The sequence below is a fragment of the Zhongshania aquatica genome (genome assembly GCF_027257955.1).
GTDB lineage: Bacteria > Pseudomonadota > Gammaproteobacteria > Pseudomonadales > Spongiibacteraceae > Spongiibacter > Spongiibacter aquatica.
The window spans coordinates 139,492-152,662 of sequence record NZ_JANZNQ010000007.1; the positions used below are offsets into that span (position 1 = coordinate 139,492).

Here is a 13,171-nt window from a genome sequence, read left to right on the forward strand (position 1 = left end):
GTGATCTTTCGGCTTGCCTGTACGGCCTTGGCCGCGGTGTTGTGCAGTAGCCCTGTACTGAGTGTTGAGTCAGGTAGCGAGCTGCTCAGCAAGATGACACATAGTCACCGCGAGCTAAATTATCGCGCTATTGTTACCTATCAATTGGGTGATCAACTCAGTAGTTATCGCATCACCCATACAGTCCATGATGGTAAAGAGTTCGAAGCCCTTCAATCCCTCGATGGCGATCATCAAGATTTAGTTCACCACGGCCATGACGTCAATTGCGTTCACCCTGGGCCACAGCTAATACAGCTTTTCGGAACGGATGAAGAGCAGGGGTTTTATCGCTACTACGATATAGATGTAGGCGGTGAAGATCGCGTTGCTGGTCGCGATGTAGTTACTTTGTCGATTAAGCCCCGCGATGTCTATCGTTTGGGTTATAAGTTATCTCTAGACAATGAAACTGGTTTATTACTGCGTTCAGATATTGTCAATCAGCAGGGCAAAGTATTAGAGCGTTTTCAGTACGTGATGTTGGACTTGAATATCCCTGATGACGAGCTGGCTGTTGAAGGGGCTATTGAAGTCCAGCATAAAGATATAGAAACTGATAATTCTTCTCCGATACAAATGCGAGTGTGGCGGCCAAACTGGATCCCCGCTGGCTTTACGCAGCTGAAAGACAGCGACGATGGCAGTGTCTCGATGACCTACACAGACGGTTTGGCGGTGATGTCGATATTCGTTGAACCGTTGCTTAAATCGGAAGCAGGGGCAGTGTCCGTTGCTGAGGGTGGCATGCGTCGTGGCGCTTCAGTTAGTTATACGGTTGCGTTTCCGGAAAACGGTATGTTTGCAACGGTAGTTGGTGAAGTGCCGATGTTAACAGCCAAGCAAGTGGCAAAATCCTTGAGTTGGGATCAATAATGATTACTGAAACTGGGCGCGTTGTCGGTATTGAAGATAAGGCCCTCTGGGTAGAGACAATTCGTCGCAGTACCTGCGGCACCTGTGCGGCACAAAAGGGTTGCGGTCAGGGTTTGATGAATAAGGCGACTGATGGTCGTCGGAATCAACTTAGGGTGTTGCTGGGCTCCCAGTCTGCCCATAACTTCGAATTAAATGATGAAGTTGAAATAAGTATTCCAGAGCGCGCGCTCATTGCGGGTGCAATGATGGTGTATCTGCTCCCTTTGATAACCATGATTGCAGGGATGGCTCTTGGCTCACAATACGCAGCTGGTGATATAGCTGCAGCCACGGGTGCATTATTGGGTTTTGTTGTAGGAATGGCCTTAGTTCGTCTACACGCTACGTATATTCAGAACAAACCGTCCTTTCAGGCCACCGTTGTTGCAAAATGTGGCCATGCTTTGATTAATTCCGTTGCAATTACCGCTACACCATACTCTGAGTGAGTCTATTCATAGCCTAGAGCTGTGGCTTTGCGATACAATCGCGCCTCTGAAATTTCATCATTTTTGTTTCTCTGAGGTATAAGCCGAGCGTGTCTAGTCTCGATTTAATTCGCAATTTCTCAATTATTGCCCATATTGACCATGGCAAATCTACTTTAGCTGATCGTTTTATCCAAACCTGCGGTGGTTTGACTGAGCGTGAAATGTCAGCTCAGGTGCTTGATTCTATGGATATCGAGCGTGAGCGCGGTATCACGATTAAAGCCCAATCGGTCACGCTTAATTACACCGCGCTGGATGGTAAGACCTATCAGCTCAACTTCATTGATACGCCCGGGCATGTCGACTTTTCCTATGAAGTATCTCGTTCTCTCGCCGCCTGCGAAGGTGCCTTGTTGGTCGTAGATGCGGCTCAGGGTGTAGAAGCGCAGTCGGTTGCTAACTGCTACACCGCAATAGAACAGGGACTGGAAGTACTGCCTATTTTGAATAAAATGGATTTGCCGCAGGCTGATCCAGATAAAGTAAAACACGAAATTGAAGAGATCATTGGCGTTGACGCGAGTGAGGCCGTTGCCGTTTCGGCTAAGTCGGGTATGGGCATTGTTGATGCGCTGGAGCATTTGGTTGCTAAAATTCCGCCACCGGTGGGTGATCCAGACGCACCTCTGCAGGCCTTGATTATTGACTCTTGGTTCGACAATTACCAAGGTGTGGTTTCTTTGGTGCGTGTTAAACACGGCACAATGAAGCGCGGCGATAAAATAATCACTAAATCACTTGGTAAGGCCCAAGTGGTGGACTCGATTGGTATTTTCACCCCTAAGCAAACAGCGACAGGTATATTGCGTGCTGGCGAGGTTGGATTTGTTATTGCGGGTATTAAAGATATTCATGGTGCGCCAGTAGGCGACACCTTTACTCATGCCTCAACGCCAACAGTCGCATCGTTACCGGGCTTTAAAAAAGTGAAGCCGCAGGTATATGCGGGATTGTTTACGGTGTCGACCGAAGACTATGAAGATTTTCGAGTGGCTTTAAGCAAATTAACGCTGAATGATGCGTCTTTGTTCTATGAGCCAGAAAGTTCTGATGCGCTTGGTTTTGGCTTCCGTTGTGGCTTCCTTGGCACCCTGCACATGGAAATTATTCAAGAGCGTTTAGAGCGAGAGTACGATCTTGATTTAATTACTACGGCACCGACAGTTATTTATGAAGTGCTGAAAAAGAATGGCGACGTGGTGATGGTTGATAACCCGTCTTCTATGCCAGATCCCGGCGAAGTTGAAGAAACCCGCGAGCCAATTGCGAGAGTTAATATTCTGGTGCCTCAGGAGCATTTAGGCAATGTGATCAGCTTGTGTGCCGAGAAGCGCGGTATTCAAAAAGACATGCAATTCTTAGGTCAACAAGTCTCGCTAAACTGGGAAATCCCAATGAGCGAGGTCGTATTAGACTTTTTTGACCGATTGAAGTCGGTTAGTCGTGGTTTTGCATCCTTGGATTATAGTTTTGACCGTTTTCAAGCGGCAAACTTGGTCAAACTGGACGTATTAATTAACGGTGATAGAGTAGATGCTCTGGCGTTAATCGTGCATCGAGACATAGCGCAAAGTCGCGGACGTTTGTTAGTTGATAAAATGCAGGAATTAATTCCCCGGCAGATGTTTGATGTGGCAATACAAGCCGCAATTGGTGGTCATGTTATTGCAAGACAAACGGTGAAAGCCCTGCGTAAAAATGTAACGGCTAAGTGCTACGGCGGCGATGTTTCTCGCAAACGTAAATTATTAGAAAAACAAAAAGCCGGTAAAAAGCGCATGAAGCAGGTGGGAAATGTCGAGATTCCACAAACAGCGTTTTTAGCAGTACTTAAAATTGATAGTTAAAGGATAAATAGCCGCATGGTTAATTTGATACTTTTAGTCGTCGCGGCGATTTCGCTAGTCGTTTGGCTTATTCAAGAAGTGAAAGGGCGTCGTCAAATACAGCAAGCGTTAGATTGGTGCGCAGAAAAACGTACTGCCAACGACGCCGCCTCGCTTCGCCAGCAGGTTGTTCCCGGTTGGCTTGAATGGACATATCGCTTGGTTGTATTCGGCTGGTTTGTTTGGATTGCCAGTGTGGTGCTACTCAAAGATGGTGATTTTGCCTTAGCCTTAGTGGTGCTGACGATCATCGCAGGTATTATCGCCGGCCTTGATCGATTTGTGTTCGAAAAAGCGCGGCAAGCCTATGTAAGTGCGGGTAAGGTAGCCGTTTTCATTACCTACTTTGTAAAACAAGATCAAGACACGCTTAAATCCGAATTTGGCGGCATGTTACCTATTGCTGAAAATGCACGTTCGTTTTTTCCGGTGTTGCTAGTCGTGCTGGTCTTGCGCTCTTTTGTGATTGAGCCATTTCAGATACCGTCAGCATCGATGGTGCCAAGCTTAGAGGTTGGCGACTATATATTAGTGAACAAATTTAAATACGGTCTGCGTTTACCTGTCGTCGGGACAAAAATTCTTGAAGTCGGTGAACCCAAGCGCGGTGATGTTATGGTTTTCTTTCCGCCGAATGACAGCCGCTATTTTATTAAACGTGTTGTAGGTTTACCTGGCGATGAAATTCGCTATATTAATAAGCAGCTCTACATTAATGGTGATTTGATTCAACAAACACTGATGGCCGAAGTGCCGCCGTTGCAGCCAGTTACACAAGTGTTGAGCGAGCAATTGGGTAACGTCGACCATTTGATTCATCACGACAAGCGCATTTATCGCGGTGATTTTGTTACGACAGTTGAAGCTGGTCATTATTTTATGATGGGCGATAACCGAGATAACAGCAGTGATAGCCGCGTTTGGGGTCAAGTACCACAGGAAAACATAGTTGGGCAGGCTTTTGCTATCTGGATGCACTGGCATTCCTTTAGTGATTTACCAAGTTTTAATCGAGTTGGTCGTATACGTTAGCGATAGGACAAAATGATGAAAGCAAAACAAGCCGGCATGGGGATGATCCCTGCACTTTTGGTATTAGGTACAGTGATCATATTTGCAACGGTCGCAGTAAAACTCATGCCAATCTATGTGGATTACTGGACCTTAACTCGAATCCTTAACGATGTGGCCAATGAAGAACGTAGCAGTGATCCAAGCCCTGCGGGTATTCGTCACGATTTATCTAGCCGATTTATTACTAACCGTGTTGAAGCGATTTCGTTACGCGATATAAAAATTAGCAACGATAAAGATGGCGTTGTAATTGACGCCCGCTATGAGAAGCGAACCCCTATCATGTTTAATATCGATGCGGTTGTTCGATTTGACGATGCGATTTATGTGGTGCCGCGGCGTTGATTTTGAAAAACCCTGACGAGCTATGTCAGAAGATTGGCTACAAATTTAAGGATGAGTCATTGTTAACAATGGCCATCACCCACCGTAGTTTTAGCGCAGATAACAATGAGCGTATCGAGTTCTTGGGAGACTCTTTACTCAATATGATCATTGCAGAAGCGCTGTACAGCCGCTTCCCTAAATTGCGAGAGGGCGATCTAAGTCGCATTCGAGCCTTGCTGGTAAGCGGTAAAACTTTGGCTGAATTAGCGACAGAGTTTCAGTTGGGCGCGTTTTTGCGTTTAGGTGCCGGTGAAAAAAACACCGGCGGTCATCGACGAGACTCAACACTCGCTGATGCAGTAGAGGCACTCATTGGCGCTATATATAGTGAAGCTGGATTTGAGGTTTGCCGAGAACGGGTGTTGTCTTGGTTTGAGTCTCGTCTTGCGGTACTGAATCCCGAGTCGAGTCATAAAGACGCCAAAACCCGTCTGCAAGAGTTTTTGCAGGCCCGAAAGCTGCCATTACCTGATTATCAATTAGTCGATACCGAAGGCGCCGACCACCAACAAACATTCATAGTGAGTTGCTCGGTGCCATTATTAAAAGCAAAAATTTCAGCCTCTGGGACAAGTCGTCGCAAGGCTGAACAGGCCGTCGCAGAAAAGGTGCTGATTGCCCTAAAGGATACCAAATGAGTACTGAAGAACCCATGGATATGAATAAACAACGCTGCGGATTTATTGCGATTGTGGGGCGTCCCAATGTAGGTAAATCTACGTTGTTGAATCATATTCTAGGGCAAAAAATCAGCATCACTTCCCGTAAACCTCAAACAACGCGCCATCAAGTCTTGGGAATAAAAACCGAAGGTGAAAATCAGTTTATTTATGTAGATACGCCAGGTTTGCATTTAAAAGAAGAGAAGGCTCTGAATCGGTATATGAATCGGGCGGCGAGCTCAGCGATGAAAGACGTTGATTTAATCTTGTTTGTAGTGGATAGAGATCGCTGGACCGATGATGATGAGTTAGTGTTACGAAATATCAAAAATGCCCACTGCCCGGTTGTTCTGGTGATAAACAAAGTTGACCGCCTCGATGATAAGGGACAGCTATTACCACTAATCGAGACCTTGCAAGCGAAGCACAGCTTTGCTGACGTCGTACCAGTCTCTGCGTTGCGTGGCCATAATCGAGAAGAGTTAGAAGCGGTTATCGCACGATTTTTACCTGAAACTGTGCATATGTATCCCGAAGATCAAATCACCGATCGGAGTGAGCGTTTTTTAGCGGCTGAGTTAGTTCGTGAAAAGATTATGCGACAGCTAGGAGAGGAAATTCCTTATTCTATGACGGTGGAGATTGAAGAGTTTAAAGCGTCGCCCCGGTTATTGGAAATCAGCGCGCTAATACTCGTTGAACGCGCTGGCCAAAAGAAGATTATTATTGGCGAGGGCGGTAGTCGCTTACGGCAAATTGGTACCGAGGCGCGTAAGGATATGGAAATTGCCTTCGATAATAAAATCATGTTGCGATTGTGGGTGAAGGTGAAGTCTGGTTGGGCTGACGATGAGCGTGCATTACGCAGTCTTGGCTATAACGATTTTAAATAAGTATGAATCGGGTTGATGGCGCACCGTGTTTTGTATTGCATTTGCGCCCTTATCGCGATTCGAGTGCCTTAGTTGATTTATTTAGTTTAGAACACGGTCGATTTACCTGTGTGGCGAAGGGACTGCGTGGTTCTGGTCGCTCCCGGCAGCAATGGCGGGCGGCGCTCCAAGTGTTTAATTTGGTGTCTGTCTGCTGGCAAGGTAAAGGCGAGTTAAAGTCTCTTCTTGATGCACAACATCAGCAAAGCTACAGGCTTATGGGTAGAGCGCTGTACTGTGGCTTTTATATTAACGAACTGTTAGAGCGGCTACTTTACCGTCACGATCCCCATTCAGATATATTCCTTAACTACACCCATTGTCTAAGCCAGCTCGAAATTGATCAGCCCCTTGAACCGATATTGCGACGTTTCGAGTTTAATTTGTTGGAATCGTTGGGATATGGGGTCAATTTCGGGTTTTGCGCGCATAATAATGAGCCTGTGCAGAAAGATTGCTATTATCGATTTGATAGCAGCGAAGGACTCTTCTTAACGTCGGAAACTGCGTCTGGATTAATATTTCGTGGTGCTGACTTGCTGCAGTTGATGGCCGAAGATTATAGCGGTGGCGCCTTGCTAGCGGCAAAAAAAATAACCCGTTTGGCATTAAATCCATTGCTGGGTGATAAGCCTTTGAGAAGTCGATCATTGTTTTCCTCAACTGCTACCGAGCAGTTTGCTACTCATCGGGAGTAATAGTATTGCTAGATAACATTCGTTTCATATTCTCCCTATTTTACGACTGCTGAAAATTAAGTATTTATAGGTCAAACACGATTGAAAGGTCATGTTCGTCGCGCCACGCCAGTAAACCGTCAATCGCGTTTATTAATGCAGAGAATTCGGTTTGGCAGGGACTGGCGTTTTCTAATTTCAGCTCTAGTTCTATGACCCGCTGTTTAAGGATGGGTGTTCCCGTATAGCAGCAGGCTCCCTTAAGTGTGTGGGTGATTGTGCTAACTTCGTTTAAATCATCTTGTTCCCATGCATTGTATAAGTCTTGTTTTTGATTCGGTAATGCCTCTAAAAGCATGTTTAGCATATCAGTCGCGAGTTGAGGTCTGTTTTTCGTCAATTTTAAACATTCGCTAATATCAACTGGCCGTAACGGGCCGAGACTATTATTGGGCTCGGCTTTTGGTTTGAGGTGTTTACTAAGGAGTGTGGCGAGTTGTCTTTCAGAAATTGGCTTGCTGAAATAGTCATTAATACCTGCATCTCGCAGTTGTGTTGGGTTTTCCGGTGATAAATACGCGGACAGCGCGATAATGGGCGTATTTTTGTTCAAACCGCTGTCGCGGATATGTTTGCTGGTTTCAATGCCGTCCATCTGTGGCATTTGTATGTCCATAAAAATAAGATCGAAATGCTTCTCGCGACATTGTTGTAGTGCCTCTGCACCGTTTTGCGCATAGTGTATTTGTATTGCCATGTCGGACAAAAAGCTGCCTAAAATATGTAGATTCGAGGGATTGTCATCTACTGCTAAAATATGGGTGTTTGGAAAATTGACGGCCTGTGGGAATGTCTGCGAGTTATGTTTTAGACCTTTGTATAAAGCGTCGAATAATTTGATGTGCGAAAATGGTTTGCTGAGATAAATTCGGTCAGCATTTTCATCATGCGGCTCTGAGTAAGGCGTAATAATAACCGCAGGTTGATTTAGCTCGCTAAGCAAATTGCGGGTATCTGAATTACTATCCGTGCAAATCACGCAGTAATCAGCTTTGCTCAGATCACTTATTTTGTCACAGCGACTTACCTCGAGTCCCCAAGATATGAATAGTGATGTTATGGCCTGCGAGTGGAGTTCACTGCTGTCATATAATGCGACGGTTTTTCCATTTAAAACATTAAAATCACGAAGTTTTATCGTATTGCTAGTAGCCGGTAAGCTAAGGGTAAACCAAAATGTAGCGCCTTGGCCGGGCTCACTCACAATACCAATTTCCCCGCCCATTTGTTCAATAAGGCCTTTGACAATGACGAGCCCGAGTCCTGTGCCGCCGTATTGGCGAGTAATAGAGGCATCAGCTTGGCTAAAATCCTTGAATATTCCCTGTTGCTGTTCTTTAGATAAACCGATTCCTGTATCGCTTATTTGAACGGTTATTTTGGCTTCTTGGTCACCGGTATAGCTACTAGATATCACCACTTTTATATGGCCGCTGGGGGTGAATTTTATGGCATTGTTGATTAGGTTGGTAAGAATTTGTCTTAAGCGCAGGCCATCTGCTAGTACTGTTTCTGGTGTTCCTGGCTCAATGATTAAGACCAGCTCTAGTGCTTTTTCATTTGCACTTGGTGCTAAAAGTTGCAGAGTATCTTCCACCACTTCGCGCAGATTTACCGGCGCACTATCTAAGACCAGTTTGCCAGCTTCCAACTTAGAAAAATCCAGAATATCGTTGATAATAGTCAGTAGACTATTTGCAGAATTATGGATTGTTTCAATGGCTTCACGCTGACTTATTTCTAGTTCTGATTTCAATAGAATTTTACTAAAGCCTATGATGCCGCTCAGTGGTGTACGGATTTCATGGCTAGTATTGGCTAAAAATTCGGACTTGATACGGCTGGCATTGAGGGCTTCACGTCGTGCCAAGTCCAATTCAATATTTTGTACTTCTACTGTTTCTAAGGTTTCACGAAGATCGATATTCGTTTGCTCAATACTCCGTTGTAGTTCTTGTAGCTCTTTTTGATGCGCATTGTTGAGTTGATTTAGCTCGTCTGCAATCTCATTGAATTCGTCATTTTCAGGAATATGCGCGTGGAAGTTACGCGCGCCAGTTACCATTTTCCGAATAGTTTGACGCAGCGATGCAAGGTCTGCAGCCAGAGATTGGTTGATATAGCTCGTTAGACTGATACAGAGAATTAAGGCGATAACTAAAAATATGGTTCCGACCAACAAGGTTTGATATTGGTGTGTTTTTAAATGACGCCAGTCGAATTGCATGGCGACCCAGCCGACAATGGACGATGCTATTTGCGAGTCTCCGGGTGACGCCAATACGGGTTGAAGTATTAACAGGCCATCGTCCAGTGTTTCGAACGTTGCATTTTGTTGGCCTGGCGACATCATGTTCGCTGATAAATTGGATTTTGGTCCCGCTTGGGCAATAAGTTGCATGTCTGCGGAATAGATTGCGATGGCTTTTACCGCTGTTTCTTCGAGTGCTGTGGTAGTGATGCGTGCCAGCGTGTCGGCATGACCGTTTGCGAGTACATCTTCGGTCAGAATCGCGAGTTGTTCGCTGGAGGTCTTTGCACGCTCGGTCATGAGCTTGCGCAGCTCACTGATTTGGCTGAACATCAGATAGGCACTGAGTGCCAGAGACAGAGCGAGTATGGGCAGCAGACCCATAACCAAAATCAACTTTCTTATTCCCAATCGCGCACGCATTGGTTGATGGAGCCTTCTAGTGTTGCGGTGGTATTATCATGACCGAAAATAGCGCTCGCTGCCATTAGGGCGCGCCTAGTGTGGAAGCATTAATCAATTTAGCTAGGCCATTTAGGTGGTAAGCGGTGTTAAAATGGCTGAGCGATAAACAAATATAAGGTTCAGGCTGGATTTATGAGTGAATTTCCGACGATTGATCAGTTTATTGGCAACACGCCTTTGGTGCGATTGCAGCGCCTTGGGGGTGACTCAAGTAACTCGATTCTAGTCAAACTAGAGGGTAATAATCCTGCCGGATCAGTGAAGGACAGGCCCGCTATGAGCATGATAGTGCGGGCTGAACAGCGCGGCGATATTATCCCCGGTGATACTTTAATAGAGGCGACTAGCGGTAATACCGGTATTGCGCTGGCAATGGCGGCCGCCATCAAGGGCTATAAAATGATCTTAATTATGCCCAGCCATATGAGTGCGGAGCGCAAGCTAGCCATGGCAGCCTACGGCGCGGAGCTGGTGGAGGTATCAAAAGAGTCCGGCATGGAAGGGGCGCGTGACTTGGCATTGGCGATGCAAGCAGATGGCAAAGGCAAGGTGCTTGACCAGTTTTCAAATACAGATAATCCACAATCACATTACGAGGGAACCGGCCCGGAAATTTGGCGTCAAACCAACGGGCGAATTACCCACTTTGTCAGCTCAATGGGCACTACTGGTACGATCATGGGCGTGTCTAGGTATTTAAAAGAACAAAATCCTAATATTGAAATAATTGGTTTACAGCCAGACGGTTGTTCGAGCATCCCTGGAATTAGGCGTTGGCCTGAAGCATATTTGCCGAGTATTTACGATGCCATCAAGGTTGATCGCGTGATTGATATGGATCAACACAGCGCGGAGACAACAATGCGTGCGATGGCTGCTGAAGAGGGGATTTTTTGCGGGGTTTCTTCGGGCGGTGCTGTCGCTGGCGCACTTCGCATTAGCGAGACTGTTGAAAATGCAGTCATTGTCGCCATTGTCTGTGACCGGGGCGATCGATATTTGTCTACCGGCGTCTTTGATGCGGCATTAACAAATTGACTTAAGCGGGATGGATATGACCGGGATGGCTAGTGCAAAGAGCAGGGTGCGATGGTTAAAGTAAGGGAAGACTTTCCGCGATTGGACAATGGCAGTGTCGATATTGCTGCGTGGATAGCGCGACTGCCTATGGACACGCAGGTCATTCAAACGGATGAATTACAGCGCGCGTTTGAATTGGCCGAGCGCTGTGCCGCGTTACCTGCCCAGCCCAGCGGCCATACAGACGAAGGGCTAAGCAGCTTTTACACCGCGTTAGAAATGGTCGAGATATTAGCGGATCTTCATCTTGATCAAGACAGCCTCATTGCTGCGACCTTATTCCGCGCGGTTCGGGAGAATCGACTCTCGATTACTGATCTTGAGAAAGAGTTTGGTCGATCAGTGGCTAAGTTGGTTGACGGTGTGCTGGGCATGGCCGCGATTTCGCGAGTTAATGCTGAGTTAGATATGCCAGTGTTGGGGCAGTCTGAAGCGCAGAGTGAAACGATTAGGAAAATGCTTGTTGCTCTAGTTGATGATGTGCGCGTAGCACTGATTAAGCTGGCAGAGAGAACGTCGGCCATTCGGGCTGTGAAGAATAAACCTGATAAACGCTATCGGGTTGCCCGAGAAGTTGCAGATATCTATGCGCCACTTGCCCATCGCCTAGGTATTGGTCATATCAAATGGGAGCTTGAAGATCTTTCTTTCCGGTATTTACAGCCGCTAGCGTATAAAAAAATTGCCAAGCTGCTGGATGAAAAACGGCTGGATCGTCAGCACTATATAGAGGATGCGATAGATATTCTCGACAAGGCCCTAAAAGCCGACAATATACAAGCCGATATCGCCGGTCGCGCAAAACATATCTATAGTATTTGGCGAAAAATGCAGCGTAAGGGCATCGGCTTTTCTCAGGTCTATGATATCCGCGCTGTGCGGATTTTGGTGCCTGACGCAAAATCCTGTTATGCCGCCCTAGGCTTGGTTCATGGTCTATGGCGCAACATTCCCAATGAGTTTGATGACTACATTGCCAACCCTAAAGAGAATGGCTATCGCTCGCTGCATACAGCGGTGATTGGGCCCGGCGGCAAAGTGTTGGAAATACAAATTCGTACCCGTTCCATGCATGATGAAGCTGAGTTCGGCGTTTGCTCTCATTGGATGTACAAAGGAACTGACCGCAGCGCTAAAACTACCAATAGCTACGACGAAAAAATCGCGTGGTTGCGTCAAGTTTTAGATTGGCATGAAGAAAGTGGTAGTAATAGTGATGTTGCTGAGCAATTTACCAGCACGCAAGATCGGGTTTATGTATTTACCCCAGAAGGTCATGTGGTCACTCTGCAAAACGGCGCGACGCCCTTAGATTTTGCTTACCATATTCATACAGAAGTCGGTAACCGATGCCGAGGTGCAAAAGTTAATGGTCGGATTGTGCCGTTAACGTATACCTTGAAAACAGGTGAGCGAGTTGAAATTCTTACCGGCAAAGAAAGTGAACCGCGAAGGGATTGGTTGCAAAGTAATCTTGGTTATTTAAAGACCTCTAGAGCTCGAACTAAAGTTCAGCACTGGTTTAGACAGCAAGCAAAAGAAGACAATATCATTGCCGGACGGGCATTGCTCGATAAGGAATTTAAGCGTCTGGCATTGAATAGTATCGACTTTAAATATCTTGCCGATCAGATGCACTGTGCAAGTGTCGATGATATGTATGCATCTGTGGGCGCGGGTGAGATCAGTATGTCTCAGCTGATTCGTGCGGCCTATAATCTAGCCGGACGTGAGGACGAGAACGCCCAATCTATACTCCGCTTGCGGCCAGCAAGTACGAAGAGTAATGATGGTAGTCAGGTTAGGATTAGCGGCGTTGGTAATCTGATGACCTATTTTGCCCGATGCTGCAAACCGTTACCTGGTGAAGCGATTGCTGGCTACATTACCGTTGGCCGCGGCGTCAGTGTTCATCGGCAGGATTGTAATAAATTATTGCAGCTACAGAGCGTAGAGCCGCAGCGGATAATTACAGTTGACTGGGCTGATGCGCAAATTGACACGTATCCTGTTGATATCGAATTGGAAGCCTATGATCGCCAAGGCTTACTGCGAGATATCACACAACAGCTTGCCACGGAAAAGGTAAACGTCGTGTCTTTGAATACCATTACTGATACCGCCAATCATATGGCGACGATGAAAATCCGCTTGGAAATTCGAGATCTTGCCACCTTGTCAGATGTCCTGAGTCGTCTTAACGGATTGCCAAATGTTATTGGTGTAAAGCGCATTCGGGAGAATTGAGG

Annotated in this window: 11 protein-coding genes; 10 read left to right on the forward strand and 1 reads right to left on the reverse strand. The window is 46.3% G+C overall.

All coding sequences use genetic code 11. The annotated features are described in order from the left end of the window. The 8 genes from O9X78_RS09295 to recO all read left to right on the forward strand — a co-directional run bounded on the left by O9X78_RS09295 (nt 1) and on the right by recO (nt 7,087). Nucleotides 1–915, forward strand: coding sequence for a MucB/RseB C-terminal domain-containing protein (locus O9X78_RS09295; protein WP_269619366.1), 915 nt, complete (start codon nt 1–3; stop codon nt 913–915). Next, entirely contained in the window at nt 915–1,406 is a 492-nt protein-coding gene (locus O9X78_RS09300) for a SoxR reducing system RseC family protein (protein WP_269619367.1), read from the forward strand. The genes O9X78_RS09295 and O9X78_RS09300 overlap by 1 nt, the downstream gene beginning before the upstream one ends. An 89-nt stretch (nt 1,407–1,495) precedes the next feature. Next, entirely contained in the window at nt 1,496–3,295 is a 1,800-nt protein-coding gene (gene lepA, locus O9X78_RS09305) for a translation elongation factor 4 (RefSeq protein ID WP_269619368.1), read from the forward strand. Between the two features lie 15 nt (nt 3,296–3,310). After that, nucleotides 3,311–4,366, forward strand: a complete 1,056-nt coding sequence (gene lepB / locus O9X78_RS09310; protein ID WP_269619369.1) for a signal peptidase I — start codon at nt 3,311–3,313, stop codon at nt 4,364–4,366. A gap of 15 nt (nt 4,367–4,381) precedes the next feature. After that, a complete protein-coding gene (locus O9X78_RS09315) occupies nt 4,382–4,753 on the forward strand; it encodes a DUF4845 domain-containing protein (RefSeq protein WP_269619370.1) in 372 nt (123 codons plus the stop codon). Between the two features lie 2 nt (nt 4,754–4,755). Beyond that, nucleotides 4,756–5,433, forward strand: a complete 678-nt coding sequence (gene rnc, locus O9X78_RS09320) for a ribonuclease III (protein ID WP_269619371.1) — start codon at nt 4,756–4,758, stop codon at nt 5,431–5,433. Beyond that, nucleotides 5,430–6,350 (forward strand): GTPase Era, encoded by a 921-nt coding sequence (gene era, locus O9X78_RS09325; protein ID WP_269619372.1) that lies wholly within the window; start codon nt 5,430–5,432, stop codon nt 6,348–6,350. The genes rnc and era overlap by 4 nt, the downstream gene beginning before the upstream one ends. A gap of 2 nt (nt 6,351–6,352) precedes the next feature. Continuing rightward, nucleotides 6,353–7,087 carry a DNA repair protein RecO gene (gene recO, locus O9X78_RS09330; protein ID WP_269619373.1) on the forward strand — a complete coding sequence of 245 codons (735 nt, stop codon included), beginning with the start codon at nt 6,353–6,355 and terminating at the stop codon, nt 7,085–7,087. 64 nt (nt 7,088–7,151) lie between these two features. Here the strand turns inward: recO and O9X78_RS09335 are convergent, their stop codons facing one another. After that, a complete protein-coding gene (locus tag O9X78_RS09335; protein ID WP_269619374.1) occupies nt 7,152–9,800 on the reverse strand; it encodes an ATP-binding protein in 2,649 nt (882 codons plus the stop codon). Between the two features lie 174 nt (nt 9,801–9,974). On the opposite strand from O9X78_RS09335, the gene cysM reads away from it, so the two are divergent. Both cysM and relA read left to right on the forward strand, forming a co-directional pair. Next, nucleotides 9,975–10,880, forward strand: a complete 906-nt coding sequence (cysM, locus tag O9X78_RS09340) for a cysteine synthase CysM (protein ID WP_269619375.1) — start codon at nt 9,975–9,977, stop codon at nt 10,878–10,880. A gap of 51 nt (nt 10,881–10,931) precedes the next feature. Beyond that, on the forward strand, nt 10,932–13,169 hold the full coding sequence (relA, locus tag O9X78_RS09345) for a GTP diphosphokinase (RefSeq protein ID WP_269619376.1): 2,238 nt from the start codon (nt 10,932–10,934) through the stop codon (nt 13,167–13,169). Nucleotides 13,170–13,171: the final 2 nt, after the last annotated feature.